This is a genomic window from Methylomarinum vadi, assembly GCF_000733935.1.
GTDB classification, from domain to species: Bacteria; Pseudomonadota; Gammaproteobacteria; order Methylococcales; family Methylomonadaceae; genus Methylomarinum; species Methylomarinum vadi.
The window spans coordinates 4,184,373-4,207,491 of sequence record NZ_JPON01000001.1 but is presented as its reverse complement, the minus strand read 5'-3'; the positions used below and the strand labels follow the sequence as shown (position 1 = coordinate 4,207,491).

Below are 23,119 nucleotides of genomic sequence, written 5' to 3'. Positions count from 1 at the left end.
TGGCTTGCCGATATGTTCATTGTATTGCATTGTAAAACAATATTGGCCATCCACCGAAAAAGCGTTGAAAAAAAAGAACCAATCTCCTATGCTGCAAACAGGATTTTCCGCTGTCAGGCGCCGGCCTTTGATTGCACATCTTGAATGCCTAATTTTAACGGCGCGTGATACAAATCTTGCTGTTCTCACCCTTAAGCCTCGACCACTGCAGGAGAACGTATGAAGATCGGTATACCAAAAGAAATTCACGAAGGTGAAAAGCGTGTCGCGACGACACCGGAAGCAGCCGAAAAACTCATCAAACTGGGTTTTACAATCAGTATCGAAAGCGGCGCCGGACTCAGCGCCGACACTACTGACGAAGCCTATCGCGAAATCGGCGTCGAAATTGCCGAGAACGCCAAAGCCATTTGGGCAAATTCCGATATTATCCTGAAAGTCAGGGCACCGGAACGACACCCCGAATTGGCCATCGACGAAGTGGAGTTGATGAGTGAAGGACAAATTCTGATCAGTTTCATCTGGCCGGCACAGAATGAAGAACTAATGCAGAAACTGGCGGCCAAAAAAGTGACGGTATTGGCGATGGATAGCATCCCGCGCCTATCCAGGGCACAAAAAATGGATGCGCTCAGCTCGATGGCCAATATCGCGGGTTATCGCGCCGTCGTCGAAGCGGCGCAACACTTCGGACGCTTTTTCACCGGGCAAATCACGGCGGCCGGCAAGGTCCCTCCTGCCAAGGTGTTGGTAATCGGCGCCGGTGTTGCCGGGCTGGCCGCCATCGGCGCCGCCAAAAGCATGGGCGCCATCGTCAGAGCCTTCGATACCCGCCCCGAGGTCAAGGAGCAAGTCGAGAGCATGGACGCGGAATTTCTGATGCTGGATTTCAAGGAAGAAGGCAGCGGCAGGGGCGGTTACGCCAAAACCATGTCCAAGGAATTTATCGAAGCGGAAATGGCCCTGTTCGCCCGCCAGGCGATGGAGGTGGACATCATCATCACGACCGCGCTGATTCCCGGCAAACCAGCGCCGGAATTAGTGACCACAGGGATGGTGGAATCGATGAAACACGGCAGCGTCATTGTCGATTTAGCCGCCGAACAAGGCGGCAACTGCGCACTGACGGAAAAGAACAAGGTCGTCGTCAAACACGGCGTCACCATCATCGGCTACACCGACTTGCCCAGCCGCTTATCCAATCAATCCAGTCAGCTTTACGCCACCAACTTGCGCCACCTATTGACCGATTTATGCCCGGAAAAGGACGGTAATGTCTTCATCAACATGGACGATGAAGTGATTCGCGGCGCCACCGTGATTCTGCAAGGCAACATCACCTGGCCTCCGCCACCGCCGACCTTGTCGGTCTCTCCGGCGCCGCAAACCGAGGCGCCGGCGGCCAAACCTGAAGTCGAGGAAGCGCCCGGCCGCTTCACGGCCGTGAAGCAATTTCTTCCGGTAGCTCTTGTCGCATTGCTGTTATTCACCGTCGGCATGGTCGCGCCGCCCGCCTTCATGGAGCATTTCACGATCTTTGTACTGGCGTGCTTCGTCGGCTATCAGGTCATCTGGAACGTGACGCCGTCGCTGCATACGCCGTTGATGAGCGTGACCAACGCAATCAGCGGCATCATCGTCATCGGCGCATTGATTCAGGTCTCTTCGTCGGATATGACCATCGTCATCCTGGCGGGGCTAGCCATACTCATCGCCTCGATCAATATCGCCGGCGGTTTTCTGGTGACCCGCCGCATGCTTGAAATGTTCAGAAAATAGGAGATCAGGATAATGTCACAAGGTTTAGTCACAATGTCTTACATTGTCGCCTCCATACTGTTCATTTTGAGCCTAGGCGGCCTAAGCAACCAGGAAACGGCCCGACGCGGCAATTACTATGGAATGGCCGGCATGCTTATCGCCATCCTTGCCACCGTGGTCAGCGACGCCGTTTCTTCCTATACCATTCTGATTGTCGCCCTGTTGATCGGCGGCATGATCGGCGTGTTCGCGGCCTTCAAGGTGGAAATGACGCAAATGCCGGAGCTGGTCGCGCTAATGCACAGCTTGGTCGGTATGGCGGCGGTATTGGTCGGTTACGCCAATTTTACCGACGCTTCCTCGCCCTTGGCCGGCGTCGAAAAAAGCATTCACGAGGTGGAAATTTATATCGGCGTTCTGATCGGCGCCGTGACCTTTTCCGGCTCGGTGATCGCGTTCGGCAAACTATGCGGCAAAGTCACCGGAAAACCGGTTTTACTGCCGGCCCGCCATTGGCTGAATTTGCTGTTGCTGATTATCGCAATCGGTCTCGGCTATTTTTTTCTGCAAGGCGGCGAAACCGGCGGCGGCTATCGTCCATTCCTGGATTGGGCCAACGACTTATTCACGCAAGGCGTTGAAACCAGCGGCGGCACCTGGCCATTGATCCTGATGACCGTTATCGCGCTGCTGTTCGGCATCCACATGGTCATGGCTATCGGCGGTGCCGACATGCCGGTCGTGGTCTCGATGCTGAACAGTTATTCCGGTTGGGCCGCCGCCGCGACCGGTTTCATGCTCAGCAACGACTTACTGATCATCACCGGCGCCCTGGTCGGCAGTAGCGGCGCCATCCTCAGCTACATCATGTGCCGGGCCATGAACCGCGACTTCCTCAGCGTCATCGCCGGCGGTTTCGGCAATGCCGGCGGGGAAGCGGCCGAGGTCGAAGGCGAGGTCCAGCCCATCGATATCGAGGAAACCGTGCAACTGCTGCGAGACGCCAAAAACATCATGATCATTCCGGGTTACGGCATGGCCGTGGCGCAGGCCCAGCATACCGTCTACGAGATCACCAAGATTTTGCTGAACCAAAGCAAGAATGTTCGTTTCGGCATCCATCCCGTCGCCGGCCGCATGCCCGGCCACATGAACGTCCTGTTGGCCGAAGCCAAGGTGCCCTATGACATCGTGTTCGAGATGGACGAAATCAACGAGGATTTTCCCGATGTCGATATTTCCATCGTGATCGGCGCTAACGACATCGTCAATCCGTCCGCAACCTACGATCCCAACAGCCCGATCGCCGGCATGCCGGTATTGGAATGTTGGAAAGGTCATGCCACGATCGTGCTGAAACGCAGCATGGCCTCCGGTTATGCCGGCGTCGGCAACCCGTTATTCGTCCATGACAAAACCCGTATGCTGTTCGGCGATGCCAACGACAGCCTGCAAGGTATACTCAGGGCTTTGCAGAACTAAACTCGGTCGCCGCCGTGGCTGTTTCACCGAACAGTCACGGCTTTCCGTTTACTCAACAGTTTTTAACCGAACCTTCATTCCTACCTGAGTTTATTGGTTAACCGCCCGTTGACACAAAATTGACATGGATGGCTGCTAAACTTGACCGGTACAGTTTTAGTTGCAAAATTGGATATCATCTCGTGGCATGGAGATTAGTTACAGCATTTCTCCGAATCCTTTTCTAAAACCAAGCTCTACACCGCAGGATTGATATTGGACACGTATCTCGCCCAACTGACTGTATTCTGGAACGATTTTATACTCTTCCTCACTCCAGACAGTGAAAAGCTGCGCGACGGCGGAATTATCGCGCGTTTAATCGTTCAGGCATTGTTGCTGATTGGTTCGGCGTTGTTCTCGAGTTCCGAGACAGCCTTGTTTTCGTTATCGAGACTGGATTTACAAAATCTGCATAATCAAAATCATCCCCAGTCATTGACCATCCACGCCTTATTAGAGCAACCGCGACGATTAATTATCTCTATCTTGTGCGGCAATGAGTTGATCAATATCGCCGCCGCCGCCAATATGACCGTGATTCTGGTCGAACTATACGGCGAAGCCAAGGCCGGCTGGATCACACTGTTTGTTATGGTGCCGTTATTGCTGGTTTTTGGCGAAGTGACTCCGAAAACCATCGCCGTTTCCAATCCGGTGGGTGTCAGCACCCGTATCGTCGTTCCGGTCATCCGCAACTGGATCCGGATCGTCGCCCCCTTGCGCTGGGTAGTGTGGAGAATTTCGGACCGGGTCACCAATTTTCTGGTCGGTCAGGAAAAGTCGCCCGACAATATTCTGCACGTCGACGAATTCCGCACCCTGGTGGACGATGTCGTCAAAACCGGCCAATTGGGCAGCAGCCAAAAATTGATGATCTTCAATCTACTGGAAGCCGGCGCTACTGAAGTGGTCGAAATCATGATCCCGCGCACCAAAATGCCGTTCATCAATAGCAAATGGCCGGTCAGCAAGGTCATCACTTATTTTCGTCAACACAAACAACATCGTATCCCGGTGTTCAAAAACCATCATGATAATTTGCTTGGTTTCGTGCATGCCGCCGATATCGCCGCCTTATTGCTGGAACAAGACAACCTGGACGATCTCGACCTCGCCGCGCTGATTCACCCGCCGATCGTCGTACCGCTGACCAAAAAGGTCGACGAAATGTTCGATTTCTTCAAACTAAACAATGCCAGGGCGGCAGTCATTTTGAACGAATTCGGCGGCGTCGAGGGCATGGTGACATTGGAAGGTGTACTGGAATTCGTGTTTGGCGAAATCTGCCCCAAGACCGAACTGCCGGGCGTCGTCCATGAACCGAACAGCGATATCTACGAGGTTCCGGGCGATATGAAGCTAATCGAATTCGAGGATTTGACCAACTTCGTCATCGACGATGCCCGCATGACCACGGTCGCCGGCGTCCTGTTCCGGCGACTGGACCGCTTGCCTCAAATCGGCGACCAGGTGCAATTGGACGATTATGTGCTGACCGTGCTGGAAATGGACGGACACCGCATCGCCCGGGTGCGGGCATCCCGTGGCGAAAAAATAAAGGCCTCGACCAGCATTAAGGAAGAAGGAGAACAAGCATGAACGCCTTACTGACACTGCTGCTAATGTTGTTTCTGTTGCTGTTGAAAGGTTTTTTTTCCGGCTCCGAGATCGCCCTGGTCAGTTCCGACAAAATCAAGCTGAGACACCAGGCACGGCTGGGCAACAAAGGGGCCCAGTCCGTGTTGAAATTATTCAAGACACCCGACATCCTGCTCGGCACGACGCTGGTCGGCACCAATATCGCCACAGTGGCGCTGACCACTTTGGGAACCTTATTGCTGGTCGACGTGTTCGGCGAGGACGCCGATCTCTTTGCCCTGCTGATCTATTCACCGTTATTCCTGATTTTCGGGGAAATCGTACCGAAAAGTATTTACCAGCAACATGCCACTTTGATCGCCCCCTATCTCGTACGAGTCCTGTCGGTCTTTACCTGGCTGTTTTTCCCGGTAATTTTCATTTTCTCCCGCATCGCTCGTCTGCTGGCACGGCTGGCGGGCAGCGTCAAATCCGATTCCAGCCTGTTCATCTCGCGCGAGCAAATGCGCTCCTTGGTGGAAATGGCGGAAATGGGCAGTAACCTCGATGTATTCGATCGTTACCGCATCAAACGCGCGATCCGTTTTTCCGACACCACCGTCGGCCAAGTCATGACACCGGTCGCCGACATGGTGGCGCTGGACAAGGACAGCTCGCTGGGAAATGCTGTCAGACTGGCCAAATCGCTCAGCTTCAACGACATCCCGATCTACGACGGCAATATCAGCAACATCATCGGCATTTTGTCGTTGACACCCTGGGAAGTCATGGAGCTGGACCTGAACAACGACAAATTGTGCGAAATCATCCGTCCCGCCTTATTCGTGACCGAAAACCAATATCTGGAGGAGTTGTTTCAGCTGTTCGACAAACAAAACTGCCAAACCGCCATCGCGGTCGACGAATTCGGCACCTGCATCGGCATGATCAATAAACAGGATTTATACGAGGAAGTCGTCGGCGATCTCGAAGACACCCCGGAAGACCAGTCCCGCCGCCGCTACCGCACCCGCATGATGTACCAGAAACTCAGCGAGGACGCGATATTGCTCGATGCCAAACTGCCGATCTCCGAAGTCAACGAAATTCTGGGCACCGAGATCAACAGCCAGGACTATTTTTCCCTGGGCGGCTTGATGCTGGCCCATCTGCATCATTTGCCGGCGGTTGCGGAAAGTTTCGAAGACTATGGTTTCCGCTTCACGATAGACGCCATGAGCGACCGGGCGATCAAAACGGTGCGCATCGATAAGATAACCTAACGAGCAGAACCCTGAACTTTGTCTGAAATCTTGAAACGATAGTTCCAATTCCTCCTGGCATCGAGAGGCTAAATTCGGCCATTTTACGACATCAAAATTTTCAGCTTACAGCGTCTACAACACAGTAAGCTGTCGTTCAACATAGAGCTAACCAGATCAATGGAGCATAACGGAAGTGGGTTTGCTTTAGCGTTTTTTAAGCAAAATTTGTTTCTGCTTATTCGGCCGAACCGCTAATGCATTCCACCTTCCGCGGGTTGTTCAAAAAAAGACCGGTAAAGCTTAGTCATACTTTTTGCTGTTGAACGAATTCTGTCATCTTTCGATTGATCAGACTGCATCTGTTTAATTGCTTCATAATAACGCGCCGCTTGCTGATGGCTCGATGACTGCTTTTCCTGTAGGAGTTTTCCCATTTTTTCTACCGCAACCCCAAGGACGGCGAGGCGGTCGGCAAATTTGTGACTGTGGAATTTTGCTAAAATTTCTTCCATTGTTAATTGAGCAAAAAGCAAAGTATTTTTACGAATTTGATCTTCTTGCTGATTGAAGGGACTTTGCGCTACATAAACAATTTTTTTGACCCGGTAGTGATACGTTCTTGTAACCGGCTTATCGCGTACCAACACGATGGAATGAAGCGGTGGAACCAAACGTTCCAGTTCAACTTCATGAATATCCCCTAACGGATATATTTCTCTCGTGTATTTTATTTCCTGGTCGATGATGGCTTCCAGATCACCAAAACGATCCTTAATAACCAAAACCAGTCCTTGTTCAGCCACATATTGCCGCTCGATAATCACCTTGATTGTTTCAAACTGAGAATAATTGAATGGCAACCATTGTTGGAATTTCAACATCAGTGTGTTGGAAGTCGCTCCCGATCGACGATAATCACCATCATTAAAACCGGCAGCCTGCCGCCAGGTTAGCGGCCATAGCGCCGTTCTCTCATCATCAAAATATTTGATCCCAATTTCGTCTATATCTGCCGGTTTGTTTAGATATGTATCCGGACTAACCAGTGATCTGATTTGCAAGGCCACGGCTTCATTGAAATATAAAACGCCATTGACCATCTCTGTACACCCGGCAGTTTCCAGGCATCGAATTAGAAACTAAACAACCACCCGCTCAAGCGGGTGGGTTCCAATAACGGACTGAAAGTCCGGATACGCGTCGACTAAACGACGCGTCTTAGTCGGGCTCCATCTTGAAATTATCGTTTGGATTAGGTTCAAAGTGATGCTCCAAATATTGCTTTATCATCTCATCAGTCATTTGCCCCACTGTGGCGCAAAAATAACCGCGGGCTCAAAAATGTCGACCCCAATATCGCTTTTTCAAGTGCGGGAACTCTTCGAACAGATAGCTCGAAGTTCGTCCCTTGATTCGCCTCATGATTTCGCTTGGGGCCATAGTCGGCGGCGCACTCACCAAAATGTGCACATGATCTTTGCTCACGACACCTTTGATAATCCGTATCTCAAAGGCTTCGCATGTCTGCCGCACCAAGTCTCTCACTCGTTCGGCTATTTCATCCTTCAGCACTTTATAACGATACTTCGTAACCCAAACAAAATGATACTCAATTTGGTAAACCGTATGGCTGCCGTATCTATAGTCCATCGCCACCTCCTTGGGCAAATTATCGCAGCTAAAGCTGACCGGCTAAAGCCGGTGGTTTAAACCTTATGATGGATAATCAAAATAGGCGTTCGCCGAGAAATGCTCGAGTTTAAAGGTAAAGCCACTATGCCGAATCACCCAATCCTTACGCGGTCCATCGCCTTGCAATTCCAGCAATAAATAATCGCCGCTGTTGTTTCCTTCAACAACCGGAACTAGCAACGGATTAACAGGTTCCGCACTCAGATATTCTCCCCATTCCCAATAGACGCTGAACAGCCGGTCAGAAGAAATAAATCCGAAAATCTCCTGTAAAGCCGAATGGGAAACCCCGTCTTTCCAACGATATAAAGTTTTGATGGTTTCAGGCAAACGATAGGGTGCAAACCTTTGTTCCAAGCGACTAATTCGCTCTTCAGTAAGCCCTCGATCACTCGTATCCAAATAAATACCGTGTAATTTCAATGCTTGTTCAAAACGCGTCAGCAAGCTCTTATCGAAATTTACTGCCATTTTTTTATACGAAACGGTTGAGTTCCGATCCGGCTGCGAATGTCCTACCACCAACCAAATGGACAAAATGATAAACAAGCATACATTCATATTTCTTTTGATGCAGGCACACCATTCATACCTTTTATTTTCTAATACAGGATCCATTTTTAATTGCCCACTTTTTGTCCAGATACCGCCATTCAGAACATTCTACTGATTGACCGTTTGGGTCGGTTAACGACCTTTTCAATAATAGGGCCGTAAGCTGGGTTGAACAATGTGAAACTGCTTTGCCGCTAAACGAGTGAGTCAGCAGCCATTGTAGGGCTTTCACCTTGTTATGCCTGCCTTCCTGTGTGGCCTTCACAATACGCGCTTGCAGCCTCCTGACTTGACGTTGAACATCAGCCCAATTGATGCTGTGCCATGTAGCGCCTGAAGGCGCACACGCCTGTGTTGCAGCGCTCATTTGCTTTCCTTCTGAAAAAAAAGGTTCTACAAACTCTCTTGTGACGAGAGACCCAGTGGAAGTCTGCCCGCTTTCGCGTAGAATGATGTTTCAACCCCTATCCACCCGATTACAAGGCGGCATTCGCTTTTTCCACTTTCCTTTACCCACACTTCCGCCGGCGTTCCTTGCGGTTCGTCTGCCCCTGTTCAGGGCGGAAATACGGGCTTACCGTGTTTCACATCCGTTACACGAATAGCCTAGACCCTGCCTATTCCCCGGAGATCTTTGTCCCTGTGTCCGCACACTACAAACGAACAGCCGATCACATACCTTTTGGTTCAAGCCTATCAGCATCTTGGGCTTGTTTTACATAACGAGGTTTATCAACAGTTCACCTATGTTAGTCTTACTATCCAGCCTATCACCCCAGCCACCTAATGCTGGCAGCCTTTGGAATCACCTCGCGGCTCTTCCTTATCTTGCGAAGGGCTTCATTGTCTCGATGGCTTCAAACCAAGCCGTTACCAGCTTCGCTTGCATCGGTAGGCTATCGTTGAGGGAACAACGAGTCTCACTGCCTCTTTCAAGGTGAGACAATAACGGATGTGACTTCACGTCGCACGTAATGAATATAATCAAAATGCCGCTGAAAATCTCTATCATCTCGGATTTGGTGCTCCCAATAACGGCGTTGCCATAGGCCACGTTCTTTTTTACGCAATCGACTGCCGGATACTCTTTCGCCTTTCTCGATAGATCTGGAAAAATGCGATTTGATCAAACGCCAACGCAGCAAATAATCGTCGTCTTCGGGTAATCGCCAAATACAGTGTGCATGTTCAGTTAATATCACTATGGCTTCAATGATCAGGGGATGGTGTTGTTTCGTATATAGGAATGCTCGGCGTAAATCGTCGACATGACGAACCAGCAAGTCATTATGTTTTTGTTGAGCAAGATTGACGGTAAAGAAATAAACGCCGCTTTTTGCATGGCTACGAATGTAAGTACGCATAATTGATTCATTCATAAGCTGGGTTTCATTATCATTCAACCCAGCCTACTTCTGCAAACCCAACATTGGCTTATTGTCAATTTGCCGACATTAATAAAACTAGCCAGCGTAGCTCCGATTAGCGATAGCGTAATCGGAGGAATGTTGACTTCGAAATGTGCGATTACGCAAGCTAATCGCACCTTTTTGAATGACAGCTTATTTTGCCTTTTCCTGTCCCCGAAACTTAAATCTTATCTGGCGACAAAAGGTCGAACCCAGACAAACCATACCAATTACGGTCTAATTCACTTTATTATGCCTCCTCCAACACCCTAAACAACATTTCCTTTACCGTTTGCGGCTCGAACGGTTTGTCGCAGATCGCGGAAACGCCCGCTTTGGCGACACTGTTCAAACGAGCTTGGTTTTGTTCGCTGGTCACCATCAGGATCGGGATGAAGGCATTTTTTAAGTGCTGGCGGATGGCGTTGACCAGTTGCTGCCCGTCCATTTCCGGCATGTTGTAATCGGTCACGATCAGGTCGAATTGCTCCTGGCATTCGCCGAATATCTGCAGGGCTTCCAAGCCATCGCCCGCTTGTTGGATATGTTTGATTCCCAGGTTAGTCAGCACCCGGCTGATATGCTTTCTGGCCAAGGCACTGTCGTCGACGACCAATACCCGGAGATTTTCCGTGTCATAATGGGCCAATTCCATTTCTTGCGGATCGATGTATTGTACGGTCGCGCTCAACGCATTCTGCAAGTCGACCTTGTGGAAAGGTTTGGGCAGGATCGCCACGACACCGGCCTGTTTGATCGAATCCAGCACGGCAAAATCGGTTTCGCTGGAGATCAGCATGAAAGGAATGTCTTTAGAGGATTCGCCGCCCTTGATCCGCTCGACCAATTCCGTGGCGGTCATATCGGGCAAGTACATGGCGCTGATTACGAGGTCGGGACGGTACTGATGCACTTTCGCCAATGCTTCTGAGCCCGTTGCTACGCCGTCGATTCTATCGACTCCTTCATCGTGCAAATGGTTAACGATGATTTTCAACTGCGTTTTGGACGGTTCGACCAGCAATATCGACAAGTCCGCTATGTTAATCGCATGCATGAGTTAGTTAGTGTTGTTGATAAACATTGATGAATCCATCCCGGTTCGGCATTTTTACCTTGGCTAAGGTCGAGGCATTCATGACCTCCAACTGATTGATTATCCCGTTCAAATAAAGCAAATAGGCCGTCACTGCGTAGATTTGATCGTTATCCAGGCTACCTGGGGCATCTAACGGCATGGAACGCCGGGTAAAATCGAACAGGGTCGTCGCGTAAGGCCAGTAGGTTCCGATCGTTTTGTCCGGCGGCTCGTCGGTCAGGCCGTGGGCCGCTCCCGCCAGCTCTTCGGCGCTGCCGCCGCTTCCTTCCTCGCCATGACAGCTTTGGCAATGGCGTTGATAAATCGCTTTACCGGTTAGCGCGTCACCCTGTCCCGGCGGCAGACCGGTACCGTCGGGAAACACGTCCAGATTCCAGGCTTGTATGAGTGCTCTCGGTGCAGGCTGGCCCAAACCGGGACCCTTTTGCCGGCATTCGGCGGTTTCTGCAGCCGCCAGCAGCACGAAAAACAACAGCGCGATCTTGTGCGCTTTCCTGCGAACCATTAAAGCCGTTAACCTGCTGTACTGCGTATGTTCAAGCATAAACATGGCTCACCTCTCCGCGTTCGGAAACTTCCCAGCTGACGATGGCATTGTAATGAAAATAACCGTGCCTACCTCGTTGTTCGATCAACGCATCCCGCTCCGGCTGGATATAACCGCTTTCATCGATGGCGCGGCTTTTCAACACGGTTTTTTGCCCGTTCCATTGCCAGGGAATGCGGAAGCGGGTAAAGCATTTCGCCAGCACAGGCGCTTGCAGCTCGGCTTCGGCCCAACTCTTGCCGCCATCGGCCGAGACCTCGACCTTAGCGATGCGGCCCCGCCCGCTCCAGGCCAGTCCGCTGATTTGATAAAGGCCCGGCCGTTCTAGCCGATGCCCGAAGGAAGGATTGGTAATCAACGATTTCGCTTCCATGACGAAACTGAACTGACGCGCCTTGCCGTCGGGCAGCAAATCGGTGTATTTGGCGGTTTCGTTGCGCGCCATGGTCGGCCGATTGGTGAGATGCAAGCGCCGCAGCCACTTGACATGGGTAACGCCTTCCCACCCCGGAACGATCAGGCGCAATGGGTAACCGTTTTCGGGGCGGATACGTTCGCCGTTCTGATACAAAGCCAATATACAATCATCCAGGGCCTTTTCCAGCGGAATGCTGACATTCATGACGGCGGCATCGGCGCCTTCGGCAATGAGCCACTTCGCCCTGCCCTTGACTTTCGCTTCTTCCAACAGGATGCGCAACGGTACGCCGGTCCATTCGCTGCAGGATGCCATGCCGTGAAAATAACCGACCGCCGTTTGAATGGGTTCGCTTCGCCAACCGGCGTTACTATTGCCGCCGCATTCGATAAAACACAGTTGAGAAGACATCGGATAACGCAGCAGGTCTTCCATGCTAAACAGCAGCGGCTTGTTGACCAGACCGTGCAACAACAAACTGTGATGTTGCGGGTCGATTTGCGGCACGCCGTTGTGGTGGCGTTCGAAATGCAAACCGCTGGGAGTGATCGTGCCTTCCAAGTCATGCAACGGCGTCCAGGAAACTCCGTTGCCCGGCGCCATGCTATTGGCCATGACCCAGCGGATGGTCCGCCTTTCGTGCGGCGAAGGCTGGCCGTAATTGGAAAAAGGTTGGCCGGGCTTCCGCATCCAAGGTTGGCGCGACTTTTCATGTTCCGAGGCTGCCATGGAATCGGCCGTCATCGCCGCGATGGAAAAAACCAGCCCTTTTTTCATGAACAGGCGGCGATCGAGCAACCCACCGCCGGCGACTGTTTGCATTACAGATTTTTTATCCATGCCTTCCCCCATGTGTTGACGCAGCAACGCCCGTTACCACAACATAGCAAAAATTCGCTAGGATTTAGCAAAATATTTGATTAAGAATTCGACAAAACTCGACAACTTCGCCGGATAAAAGCGTCTTTGCAAATAGGTCGCGTACACCGACAACGAAGGCAGCTTGTATTCTGGCAGTACTTCCACCAGCCGCCCCTGCTGCAGATAATCGTGGACCGACAGCTTTGGCGCCCGCATAATGCCCATGCCCAGGGTTGCCGCCTGTGATAAGGCGCGGCCGTTGTTAGTCGCGAAATACCAATCGATTTTGATTTTTCGCGTCTCGCCTTGATCATTGAAAACCCAGTAGTCGCCATGCGGCGTGTTGACATAATGCAGGCAGCGATGCTGGGCCAGTTCCTCTAAATTCTGCGGAGCCCCATTTTGCTCGATGTATTCGGGCGAGGCATACGTACCCAATTCGGTATCGGTGATCTTACGGGCCACGACCCCCGGGTCCAGGCAATCGGTCACTAGGATGACCATATCGAAACGACCGTCGCGCAGATTTTGATACTTATTGTCGAGAGACATCAATATTTTGACGTCAGGATATTTTTGTTGATAAGACTCGATGGCGGGAACCATATACAAGCCGCCGAAATCGATGGGGGCACTGATTTTCAAGACCCCTTTTACGCTCCCCCCCAATTGCGCGGTCGATTCGTCCAATTCGGCCAAATCCTCCAAAAGCTGCTTACTGCGAGTATAGTAAGCTTGCCCGGCTTCGGTTAAATTCAGACTGCGAGTGGTTCTGTTTAACAGCACAACGCCCAAAGACTGTTCCAATTGGGACACATATTTACTGATCATCATCGCCGACAGATTCATTTCCCTGGCGACCGCTGCGAATGTACCCAGCTCGACAATACGACAAAAAACCCGCATATTGTTTAATTTGTCCATCGATACACCCTACTTATAAATCTATAATTTATGATTTATAAACTAAATTGTCGTTTATGCCAAAAATTCCCTTTAATATAATTGGAACCGGAGATAGTAGAGCATCCGTTTGGATTTTCGATGTGTGGAGCTGGTTCGAAGTCATTCGACTTCGGCCGGCAACATATGGCGGATTTCCGAGCGGATCTTTTTTTGTGACCACTACACCTTTTTCCACCTGTAAACATTTCAGTACGGTATATTGCCGTATCTCGCCTCGCTACATCACACGATACTAACTCGACGGCATAAGGCGGCAATAGCGCTCCTTGCCACAAAGGCAAAGGCCCCCTCTCTCCCGGCAATAAAGACAGCCCTTTCATGGCTGTGCTATTATTTTTGAAAGCCAGCCTTCCTTTTTCTTCTTATCGAACAATTGCCATGAAAAAAGCTCTCGACCCAAGTGAACTGTACAAACCTTGTAACATCGAACATTTTCACTTCAAGAGTACCGAAGAACTGGAAGACGTCGATATTTTTCTGGGCCAGAACCGCGCCACCGATTCCATTCAATTCGGCATGCGGGTCGGCCAGCGCGGTTACAATATTTTCGCTTTGGCGCCCTCAGGAACCGGCAAACTCACCACAATCCAACAACTGGTCAAACAGGAAGCCGCCCAACAACCGGCGCCTTCGGATTGGTGTTATGTCAATAACTTCAGCGCGCAAGCCAAACCCAAGGCCATAAAATTCGCCTCCGGCAAGGGCAAGGAATTTCAGGATGACATGGAACAATTGATCGACGAACTCAGCGTTGCGATCCCGGCCGCCTTCGACGGTGACGAATATCGCTCCAAGACCGAGGAAATCGAGGAAGAATACCGGAAACGGGAACTCAATGAAATCAATCAACTGCGCGAAGAGGCAATCAATTCCCACATCATCCTGACCGAAACCCCGACCGGTTACGCCTTCGCGCCGGTCGACGACGAAGACAAAATCATCAGTCAAGAACAATTCAACAAGCTGGACAAGGAAAAGCAGCAACAGTACCAGAAAAGCATTCTCGAGCTGCAACAACGCCTACAAAAACTGCTGAAAAAATTTCCCGCCTGGCGCAAGGAAACCAAACGCAAGCTGCAAAACCTTAACCGCGAAGTGGCGGCACTGGCGGTCAACCATTCCATCCATGATCTCAAGGAGAAATACGCCAAGCATCCCGAGGTGCTGAGTTACCTGGAAGATGTCGACGACGATATTCTGCAGCATGTCCGCGACTTCATTCCGCATCGCGAACAACAAATCGTCCTACCCTTCATGGAAGCGGCCCAGGAATCCAATCCGTTCAAGCGCTATCATGTCAATCTGATTATTTCCAATGGCGAACGTAAATCGGCACCGGTGGTGCTGGAAGACCATCCCAACTATGCCAACCTATTGGGGCGCTGCGATCATCAAGCCTACATGGGGGCCTTGGTCACCGATTTCACGATGATCAAACCCGGCGCGTTGCATCGTGCCAACGGCGGCTATCTGATCATCGATGCCCGCAAACTGTTGATGCAACCTTATGCTTGGGAATGTTTGAAGCGGGCGCTACAAGCCGGCGAAATCCGTATCGAATCCCTGGAACGCTCCCTTAGCCTGGTCAGCACCTCGTCGTTGGAACCCGAGCCGATCCCACTGACCCTGAAAGTAATCATCTACGGCGACCGACTCATTTATTATTTGCTCAACCTATACGATCCCGAGTTTCAGGACCTGTTCAAGGTCCCCGCCGATTTCGACGATAGTGTCGACCGTATCGATAAGGAAAGCGATTATGCCAAACTGATTGCGACCCTGGCCAGGCGCGAAAAACTGCGGCCTTTTGGCCCGCAAGCCGTTGCCAGAATCATCGAACAAAGTGCCCGCCTGACCGGCGATGCGGAAAAACTTTCCACTCATCTGCGCAGCATCAAGGATTTGTTGACCGAATCCGATTATTGGGCGGGGTTTCATGGCCATGACATCGTTGCCGGCAGCGACGTCCAACAAGCGATCGAGCATAAAATCCATCGACTCGACCGCATTCGCGAAAAAATGTACGAAAATATCCATCGCGGCACCGTCATGATTGACACCGACAACCGCGTGACCGGTCAGATTAACGGTTTATCGGTACTGCAGTTAGGTGAATTTATGTTTGGACAGCCTTCCCGCATCACCGCAACGACTCGATTAGGCAACGGCAAAGTCGTCGATATCGAGAAGGAAACCGAATTGGGCGGCGCCATTCATTCCAAGGGCGTGCTGATTCTATCCAGTTTTATCGCTTCCCGATACGCCCGTAAAACCCCATTTTCACTGACCGCCAGCTTGGTATTCGAGCAGTCCTATGGCCAGGTCGAAGGCGACAGCGCCTCGCTGGCGGAACTATGCGTCATTTTATCTTCTCTGGCGGAAGTGCCGCTGCGTCAGGACCTCGCCATCACCGGCTCGGTCAATCAATTGGGCCAGGTCCAACCCATCGGCGGCGTCAACGAGAAAATCGAAGGCTTTTTCGATATCTGCAAGCAAAAAGGCCTGACTTGCGAGCAAGGCGTGATTATTCCGGCCAGCAACGTGAAATATTTAATGTTACGCTGGGATATCGTACATGCCGCTAAAAACGGCCAGTTTCATATCTATGCGGTTGAAAATGTCGATGACGCGTTGGAGTACCTGACCGACATAGAAGCCGGCCAACAAAACGAACAAGGAGAGTTTCCGCCCGAATCGTTCAATGGCCGGGTACAAAAACAATTGGAAAGCTTCAATACCCTTAAACAAAAATTCCTGGCCAAGGAGAAATAAATCATTGGCCTGTGAGATGATTTGTTTCAGGCAGGTAAATCAGTTTTTGAACTGGAAATCCTGCTCCAGGAAAGCTTCGAAATGTTCCACGACGACCGGGGCGGAAAAATAAAAGCCCTGGCCGTAATCGCACCCCATGGCGTGCAACAAGTCCCTTTGTTCTTCTTGCTCGATCCCTTCCGCGATAACCTCGATATCTAAAGCATGCGCCATCTTCACCATGGCCTTGCACAAGGCCAGATTTGTTGAATCCTCGGTCAAACCGTTAATGAACGATTGATCGATCTTGATGAAGTCGATGTCGAATTGCTGTAAATTGGCCAGCGATGAAAAGCCCGTGCCGAAATCATCCAAGGCTATTTGCACGTCATTCTCGGCATATCGATCCATTTGTTTACGAACCGATTCGCCGGAATCCAACAATAAGCTTTCGGTAATCTCAATGATGATGCTCTTTGCCTGAATACCTTTTTCTTTTAGATAGGCCAGCCAACGATGCTGTGTTTCATGATGGACATGAAATTGCAGGGGCGATTTATTGATACTGAGTTGCAAATCGGGTTTATATGCCTTTTGCCACGCCTCGACTTGCCGCACGCTTTCATAAAACACCCAATTACCGATTTCATGAATGATACCGCTGTCCTCGGCAATTCCAATAAATTCATGGGGATTGACCACGCCACGCTGCGGATGGCGCCAGCGTATCAAGGCTTCCGCCTTCTGCACCTTGCCCGTGGCAAGCTCGACGATGGGTTGGTAAGCCAGCTCGAATTGCTGACTGATCAGCGCGACTCTCAGGTCATTGGCGATACTGATTCGATGCTGCGCTGCATCTTGCATGGAACGGGTGAAGTATGCCAAACAATTGCGACCGTTTTTCTTTGCTTGATACATCGCCTGGTCGGCATTACGCAACAAATCTTCCCTGTTAGTCGCATCATCAGGATAGATCGTGATGCCGATACTTCCCGATACATAAACCACTTCCTCCCTCACCACAAAAGGTTGCTGTAGTTTTCTCAGAATGTCGCCGGCTATACGCTCCGCGATATCCGGCGCACCGATATTTTTTAAAATCACGGTAAATTCATCGCCGCTGAGACGGGCAACGGTATCGGATTCACGCACGGAACTCTGCAACCGCCTTGCCACATCGACCAATAATAAGTCGCCACATGAATGTCCCAGGGAATCGTTCACCTCCTTGAATTGATCGAGATCGATGAACAATAATCCCAATTTTTGCCGCTCGCGATGGGCGGCCTTCATTTCCTGTGAAAAGCGATCATAAAACATTTGCCGATTGGGTAAACCGGTCAACACATCGAAATTGGCCTGGCGCCACACCGCTTCCTCGGAGGCCTTTTTCTCGGTGATATCGAAAAACAATCCGATGCGGTAGTGCACCGTTTGATCGGGGTTATAGACATTGTTGATCGTTAACCATTCGGGATAGACGGTACCGTTTTTTTTTCGGTTCCATATTTCGCCATGCCAACGTCCATACCTGTCGATGTCCTCCCACATTTGCCGGTAATACTCATGGGAATGGCGGCCCGATTTCAGGATTGAGGGTTTCTTGCCGACGACATCCCTCAGGCTATAACCAGTAATCTCGGTAAAAGCCGGATTGATGGTAATGATGTTATTGTTGACATCGGTGACGATCATGCCTTCGCTGCTGTTTTGGAAAAGGAGATTGGCCACTTCCCGTTCGGTGATGTTGACATGGGTTCCGACCATGCGTAACGCCTTGCCCTGATTGTCCCGACTGATGACCTTGCCGCGGGTCAGAACCCAATAGCAGGTGTTGTCGGAATTAACGATGCGGTGTTTGTTGGCAAAGGTTTCTGTCTCGCCATCGAGATGATCTTGCAGGTCTTGTTTAAGTTGTGCCAAGTCGTCCGGATGTATCTTGCTGAGACGACCTGAAGAAGACTGCTCGTTGCTAAGCAGGTCGAACAGCGGCAAATTACAATCGGAATGGCTGATTTCCCCACTATTGATATCCCAGTCCCACATTTCATCGCCCGCGCTTTCCATGACGAACTGCCAGCGCTGCTCATTGATGTGTAAAGCTTCCTCGGCCCGCTGGCGGGCAATTTTCTCCTGCATCAGTTCCAGCATACGGGACGACAAACTGTCGTACATTATCAACACGGTATCGATCAATACATCGATCGAGGAACTCATCTGTTCTTCGGCCCGAACCTTGGCGTCGGCAAGAGGCATGCCGGATTCGATTGACAAGACAGTCAACGCCATACGCCGGTCCTCGTCGAGGATATGAAAAGCCAGCCAATGAGTCAGAAACTTGACGATGTCGTTGATCATCTCATTCCGACTCTTATTATTCAACTGGGCTTCAAGCTCGGCGACCTGGTCGACAAACGAGTTGGACGAAGCCGCTAACGCGGAGAAAAGCGGCAGTAGCCGGTAATTTATAAAATGTAATCTCACGCCCTCTTTTAAGAGGGATTATTCCATGACGAATCATGAGGTTACGCGACAATGACAACATCATTCGAATCCCATTTCAAGCAAAACTATCAAAGCCATCTGAAACACCTCAAACTTAAAGGGTTGCAGCCCAAGACGATCGAGGCCTATGCCCGTGCGATTCGACGTATCGGCCAGTATTTCAACGAAGACATCAATGCGTTGACCGAACAGCAACTGACCGATTATTTCACCGATTTGCTGGAGTCGCATTCTTGGAGTGCGGTCAAGTTGGACCTGTACGGTCTCAAGTTTTATTACACCCATGTACTGCGCAAGCCTTGGGTCGCGCCGCAGTTGGTCAAGCCGCCGAAGGCGCAACGTTTGCCGGATATCGTCACTGTCGACGAGGCGCGGTGTATCTTCCAGTCCACGCGTATTCTCAGTTACCGGGTGTTCTTTTTCACGCTCTACAGTCTAGGTTTGCGCCTCGGCGAGGGATTGCGTCTTGAGGTTGGGGATATCGATGCCGGTCGCCAACGCGTGCATATCCGAGATGCCAAGGGCAATAAGGATAGACTGGTGCCGTTGCCGGCTGCCACCCTGGATTTGCTACGCCGCTTCTGGCAAGTTCACCGGCATCCGGTCATGTTGTTTCCCAATCGCCATGGCGGTTTGAAGGGCGCGCAGCGCGCGCAGAGCCCTTTGGATCGCGGTGGCGTGCAAAAGGCTCTGCGCCAAGTCGCGCAAGACTGCGGTTTAAAAAAAAGATTACCCCGCACTGTCTGCGGCATAGCTATGCCACACATTTGATTGAAGCGGGCGTCGATCTACTGGAAGTGCAGAAAATCCTCGGTCACCACAGTATCCTCACCACTGCCCGCTATACTCACCTGACCGACGGCACGAATCAAAATACCGGCCAGTTGATTAATGCCTTAATGAATGGCTTCGACATCGACTGGGGGGCGGTCAAATGATCTTGCTTTCCGCCATCATCCAAACCTTCGAAGCCGAGTTTCTGGTCGCTTACCAGGGTCGCTTGTCACCCAGTCAGCGTCAGGCGCTGGCCGCGATGAAACACTGCCGCACGTCGCAAGGCCCTGTGATGTTGGCGCAATGCGATGATTGCGATCGGCAACGCTTGGTGCCGCATTCCTGCGGCCATCGCAGCTGCCCGCATTGCCAGTCGCACGAATCGCAACAATGGCTGGAAAGGCAGTTGCAGAAGCAGGTGCCGGCCGAATATTTTTTGCTGACGTTTACTTTGCCCAAAGAACTCAGGCCGTTGGCCTGGCAACAGCAACGTACGTTGTATGATCTGCTGATCCGCTGTAGTTGGGATACCGTCAACACCTTCACCCGCAACGATCAACAGCTTCAGGGCAATGCCGGTGCTATTGCTGTGTTGCATACCCATTCCCGCCGATTGGATTACCATCCGCATGTACACTTGGTGATGCCGGCGGCCGCCATCGATCCTGATAAACGACTGTGGCGCACCAAACAGGGTAAAAAGGGCCGGAAAGGCTATTTGTTCAATCACAAGGCAGTGGCCAAAGTGTTTCGGGCCAAATTGCTTGAAGCGATCTCGCAGGCCGGTTTGACATTGCCTGACTACTATCCGCAACAATGGGTCGTTGACGTCAAGTCGGTCGGACGCGGCGATAAAGCCTTGGTTTATCTGGGACGTTATCTCTATAAGGGCGTTATCCAGGAAAAGGACATTATTGCCTGCCGAGATGGCCAAGTAACCTTCCGTTACCAGGACAGCAAAACCAAAAAGTGGCAGACTCGAACACTACCCGGCGTGAAGTTTCTGTGGCTGATGCTCCGCCATGTTCTGCCCAAAGGCTTTAGGCGGACTCGCAACTTCGGCTTTTTGCACCCCAACAGCAAACGGCTGATTCGTCTGCTGCAAGTCTTGCTCGGCGTCAATCCCAATCGTGCTATCGCTTGGCTCAGGCCCCGCCCGAAACTCCAATGCCCATGTTGTGGTGGAACCCTGCAGATTATCAAAACGCGCATTCTCGGTTCTTCGGCTGTCATGGCATTGAATTCGACCAAAGCGTAGAGGCAAAACCGGTTATGTAAGCGGCATTTCTCACTGACCCAAACCGATCATCGGGCATTTTAGCACCGAGGCTTTCGTTCGGTCTGAATTCAGGGCAAAATGCCGCTAAAATCCGAAATTCCGGGTGTGATGATCAGCATCACGCCCATTTCAGCCCGTTTATCGACGTCAACGCTTGAAATGGGCCAACACATCCCCCAATCCTTCGAAAAGCTATTTTCTTATATAACGCTCCCTCCGAATACCGGGCTTGTCCAACAAACGGTTCAGATTGTGGCTCGCTCCGCGATTACAATCTAACCTTATTCGTTATGCTGCAGGCCATTTCCTTCATTAGGGAAGAACAGACGAAAACCGATTTTACCTTGGCTGTTTCCACCACTTATCTGCCATGAACCTAATTTCTCTTTGATATACTGCATCTTAGCGTCCAACCTTTTCTCTGATACAAAATAAAACGATTGTGCGCGTCCTGCTGACAGCTCTTATTGTTTAACGAGCAATAACATCCCTGCGCCGAATATGAAACGGATTAAACAGAACTGATAGGATTAACCTAAAAAAATTAACCCTCAAATTCTTGATAGTTATTAGCGTTGCCTCGCACCATTTTTCGCATTTGCTTTCGACTGGCTTCAAAGCTATTGTGCCTAGAGGCAGGAGCTATTGTCAAATCTGGTGTATAGAAGAGAATCAAGCGGCGTCCTGTTTTTGATCTCCCGTTTGTTTAATACCGTCGACGAATTTCACGCCGGTAATCACATCGGCTAAATGTTTATAGCCCCTAAGCCGAAACCATCTTCTCTGGGCTGTTTCGATCAGTTTAAACGCCATCGCCAACGTGGTTATCCGGCTGCCGCAATTCTTGGTCTTAGTCGTTCTCAATCTCACCGTAGCAAAGACGGACTCGATCGGGTTGGTCGTTCGAATATGCTGCCAGTTTTCAGCAGGATAATCATAAAATGCCAACATCGAGGCTTTGTCTTTTGCCAAGCATTCCATAGCCTTCGGGTATTTCGGACTAAACCGTTCGAGGCAGTGATCAAAGGCTTGATAGGCCGCCTCCCGCGTCTCGGCTTGCCAGATATTGTGCAACGCCTCTTTAACCTTGGGTTGCATGGCTTTGGGCAATTTCTCCAGTACATTGGCTGTCTTATGCACCCAACAGCGTTGCTGGTCGGTCTGCGGCCAAAGCTTAGCGACGGCTTTCCAGAAACCGAGAGCGCCATCTCCAATCGCTAATTTCGGGTCCGTAGAGAGGCCACGCTGCCTTAAATCCATCAACACCTCTTCCCAGCTCGCAGCCGATTCCCGGTAGCCATCGACTAAGGCGATGAGTTCTTTGCGCCCCGTTTCATCGGAACCAATGATGACTAGTAGACAGAGTCGATCATCCATTCTGACGTTGCTGTAAATACCATCGGCCCAGACATACACATATCGTTTATTACTCAGATCCCGACGCGTCCAGTCCCGATAGTGATGCTCCCAATCCTGCTTGAGCCGACTGATCGTCGCAGCGGATAAGCCAGGAGCGTCCGATCCCAATAGGTGTTTTAAGGTCTCCGGGAAATCTCCCGTCGAGATTCCTCGCAAATACAGCCAAGGCAGAAATTCCTCGATGTTCTTGCTTCGCTTCAAATATGGCGGCACCAAGCGACTGTTAAACTTGATCCCCGAACCGGATCGATCCCGAACCTTCGGGACTTTGACTTCAATATCACCCAGCCCTGTTTGAATTGAACGTTCAGGCAAATAACCATTTCTAACGACCGCTGCCTTACCTTCGTCGGTCTTCAGCCCGCTATGCTGATCAATAAAGGCTTTTACTTCCGCTTCAATCGCTACCTCCAGCATTTTACGGGCACCGTCTCGCAACACTTCTTGCAACGGATCATTTTGCTCTAGCTTATTCAGGTTGATGACATTACTATGTACCATGGTGGTGTTTCCTTCTCGTTTGGTGGTTGATCTGGCGAGATCTTAGCCAAACAGGTTACACCGCTTTCTTCTCAAGTCATACACCAGAAATGATCATAGCTCTAGAGGCAGTTGAGCCGTTCGAGATACAACGCTCTGAAAAAATCAAACTTTTTTCATGCTGCGCGATTGAACGAAAAAGCAAGCGCTTTCTCAAGCTTTTGTGATTTATTACA

16 protein-coding genes and 2 pseudogenes are annotated in these 23,119 nt (G+C 50.8%); 7 read left to right on the top strand and 11 right to left on the bottom strand.

Annotated features, from left to right (window positions below; translation table 11 throughout):
- Positions 1-219 precede the first annotated feature (219 nt).
- From EP25_RS0120855 to EP25_RS0120840, 4 genes are all read left to right on the top strand, one after another.
- On the top strand, positions 220-1,779 hold the full coding sequence (locus EP25_RS0120855) for a Re/Si-specific NAD(P)(+) transhydrogenase subunit alpha (protein ID WP_031435635.1): 1,560 nt from the start codon (positions 220-222) through the stop codon (positions 1,777-1,779).
- 12 nt (positions 1,780-1,791) lie between these two features.
- Entirely contained in the window at positions 1,792-3,243 is a 1,452-nt protein-coding gene (locus EP25_RS0120850; protein WP_031435634.1) for an NAD(P)(+) transhydrogenase (Re/Si-specific) subunit beta, read from the top strand.
- Positions 3,244-3,498: 255 nt separating this feature from the next.
- Positions 3,499-4,884, top strand: coding sequence for a hemolysin family protein (locus EP25_RS0120845; RefSeq protein WP_160172765.1), 1,386 nt, complete (start codon positions 3,499-3,501; stop codon positions 4,882-4,884).
- The gene (locus EP25_RS0120840; protein ID WP_031435632.1) at positions 4,881-6,146 is read left to right on the top strand and encodes a hemolysin family protein; all 1,266 of its coding nucleotides are present in this window, start codon (positions 4,881-4,883) and stop codon (positions 6,144-6,146) included. The genes EP25_RS0120845 and EP25_RS0120840 overlap by 4 nt, the downstream gene beginning before the upstream one ends.
- A 233-nt stretch (positions 6,147-6,379) precedes the next feature.
- Here the strand turns inward: EP25_RS0120840 and EP25_RS0120835 are convergent, their stop codons facing one another.
- From EP25_RS0120835 to EP25_RS0120795, 9 genes and pseudogenes are all read right to left on the bottom strand, one after another.
- The gene (locus EP25_RS0120835; RefSeq protein ID WP_031435631.1) at positions 6,380-7,228 is read right to left on the bottom strand and encodes a hypothetical protein; all 849 of its coding nucleotides are present in this window, start codon (positions 7,226-7,228) and stop codon (positions 6,380-6,382) included.
- 118 nt (positions 7,229-7,346) lie between these two features.
- Positions 7,347-7,778, bottom strand: a pseudogene (tnpA, locus tag EP25_RS0120825) (IS200/IS605 family transposase).
- A 63-nt stretch (positions 7,779-7,841) separates the two neighbouring features.
- Positions 7,842-8,438, bottom strand: a complete 597-nt coding sequence (locus EP25_RS0120820) for an SMI1/KNR4 family protein (RefSeq protein ID WP_152555703.1) — start codon at positions 8,436-8,438, stop codon at positions 7,842-7,844.
- Complete coding sequence (locus EP25_RS23125) at positions 8,416-8,742, bottom strand: reverse transcriptase N-terminal domain-containing protein (RefSeq protein ID WP_084191124.1); 327 nt, start codon at positions 8,740-8,742, stop codon at positions 8,416-8,418. Before EP25_RS23125 ends, EP25_RS0120820 begins: the two co-directional genes overlap by 23 nt.
- A 565-nt stretch (positions 8,743-9,307) precedes the next feature.
- Positions 9,308-9,778: an REP-associated tyrosine transposase gene (locus EP25_RS0120815; RefSeq protein WP_152555702.1), complete on the bottom strand. Its 471-nt coding sequence runs from the start codon at positions 9,776-9,778 to the stop codon at positions 9,308-9,310.
- Positions 9,779-10,034: 256 nt separating this feature from the next.
- Positions 10,035-10,841, bottom strand: a complete 807-nt coding sequence (locus EP25_RS0120810) for a response regulator (protein ID WP_031435628.1) — start codon at positions 10,839-10,841, stop codon at positions 10,035-10,037.
- A gap of 7 nt (positions 10,842-10,848) precedes the next feature.
- Complete coding sequence (locus tag EP25_RS0120805; RefSeq protein ID WP_235185969.1) at positions 10,849-11,433, bottom strand: c-type cytochrome; 585 nt, start codon at positions 11,431-11,433, stop codon at positions 10,849-10,851.
- Complete coding sequence (soxC, locus tag EP25_RS0120800) at positions 11,420-12,688, bottom strand: sulfite dehydrogenase (protein WP_031435626.1); 1,269 nt, start codon at positions 12,686-12,688, stop codon at positions 11,420-11,422. Before soxC ends, EP25_RS0120805 begins: the two co-directional genes overlap by 14 nt.
- A gap of 57 nt (positions 12,689-12,745) precedes the next feature.
- A complete protein-coding gene (locus tag EP25_RS0120795; protein WP_031435625.1) occupies positions 12,746-13,633 on the bottom strand; it encodes a LysR family transcriptional regulator in 888 nt (295 codons plus the stop codon).
- 420 nt (positions 13,634-14,053) lie between these two features.
- On the opposite strand from EP25_RS0120795, the gene EP25_RS0120790 reads away from it, so the two are divergent.
- On the top strand, positions 14,054-16,447 hold the full coding sequence (locus tag EP25_RS0120790) for a Lon protease family protein (protein WP_031435624.1): 2,394 nt from the start codon (positions 14,054-14,056) through the stop codon (positions 16,445-16,447).
- A 39-nt stretch (positions 16,448-16,486) separates the two neighbouring features.
- Here EP25_RS0120790 and EP25_RS0120785 read toward each other — a convergent pair whose 3' ends face one another.
- The gene (locus EP25_RS0120785; RefSeq protein WP_051906954.1) at positions 16,487-18,910 is read right to left on the bottom strand and encodes an EAL domain-containing protein; all 2,424 of its coding nucleotides are present in this window, start codon (positions 18,908-18,910) and stop codon (positions 16,487-16,489) included.
- A 51-nt stretch (positions 18,911-18,961) separates the two neighbouring features.
- Between EP25_RS0120785 and EP25_RS0120780 the strand changes: the two are divergent.
- Together EP25_RS0120780 and EP25_RS0120770 are read left to right on the top strand one after the other, a co-directional pair.
- Positions 18,962-19,869: pseudogene (locus EP25_RS0120780) on the top strand (tyrosine-type recombinase/integrase).
- Positions 19,866-20,963 carry an IS91 family transposase gene (locus tag EP25_RS0120770; RefSeq protein WP_036300033.1) on the top strand — a complete coding sequence of 366 codons (1,098 nt, stop codon included), beginning with the start codon at positions 19,866-19,868 and terminating at the stop codon, positions 20,961-20,963. Before EP25_RS0120780 ends, EP25_RS0120770 begins: the two are co-directional and overlap by 4 nt.
- A 693-nt stretch (positions 20,964-21,656) precedes the next feature.
- Here the strand turns inward: EP25_RS0120770 and EP25_RS0120755 are convergent.
- The gene (locus tag EP25_RS0120755; RefSeq protein ID WP_031432313.1) at positions 21,657-22,904 is read right to left on the bottom strand and encodes an IS256 family transposase; all 1,248 of its coding nucleotides are present in this window, start codon (positions 22,902-22,904) and stop codon (positions 21,657-21,659) included.
- Between the last annotated feature and the right edge of the window lie 215 nt (positions 22,905-23,119).

Coding starts and splice junctions, on each gene's coding strand:
- EP25_RS0120840 (WP_031435632.1), top strand. CDS start 4,881: ATGAACGCCTTACTGACACTGCTGCTAATGTTGTTTCTGTTGCTGTTG.
- EP25_RS0120850 (WP_031435634.1), top strand. CDS start 1,792: ATGTCACAAGGTTTAGTCACAATGTCTTACATTGTCGCCTCCATACTG.
- EP25_RS0120820 (WP_152555703.1), bottom strand. CDS start 8,438: ATGGATCCTGTATTAGAAAATAAAAGGTATGAATGGTGTGCCTGCATC.
- EP25_RS0120770 (WP_036300033.1), top strand. CDS start 19,866: ATGATCTTGCTTTCCGCCATCATCCAAACCTTCGAAGCCGAGTTTCTG.
- EP25_RS0120755 (WP_031432313.1), bottom strand. CDS start 22,904: ATGGTACATAGTAATGTCATCAACCTGAATAAGCTAGAGCAAAATGAT.
- EP25_RS0120855 (WP_031435635.1), top strand. CDS start 220: ATGAAGATCGGTATACCAAAAGAAATTCACGAAGGTGAAAAGCGTGTC.
- soxC (WP_031435626.1), bottom strand. CDS start 12,688: ATGGATAAAAAATCTGTAATGCAAACAGTCGCCGGCGGTGGGTTGCTC.
- EP25_RS0120805 (WP_235185969.1), bottom strand. CDS start 11,433: ATGTTTATGCTTGAACATACGCAGTACAGCAGGTTAACGGCTTTAATG.
- EP25_RS0120835 (WP_031435631.1), bottom strand. CDS start 7,228: ATGGTCAATGGCGTTTTATATTTCAATGAAGCCGTGGCCTTGCAAATC.
- EP25_RS23125 (WP_084191124.1), bottom strand. CDS start 8,742: ATGAGCGCTGCAACACAGGCGTGTGCGCCTTCAGGCGCTACATGGCAC.
- EP25_RS0120790 (WP_031435624.1), top strand. CDS start 14,054: ATGAAAAAAGCTCTCGACCCAAGTGAACTGTACAAACCTTGTAACATC.
- EP25_RS0120795 (WP_031435625.1), bottom strand. CDS start 13,633: ATGGACAAATTAAACAATATGCGGGTTTTTTGTCGTATTGTCGAGCTG.
- EP25_RS0120810 (WP_031435628.1), bottom strand. CDS start 10,841: ATGCATGCGATTAACATAGCGGACTTGTCGATATTGCTGGTCGAACCG.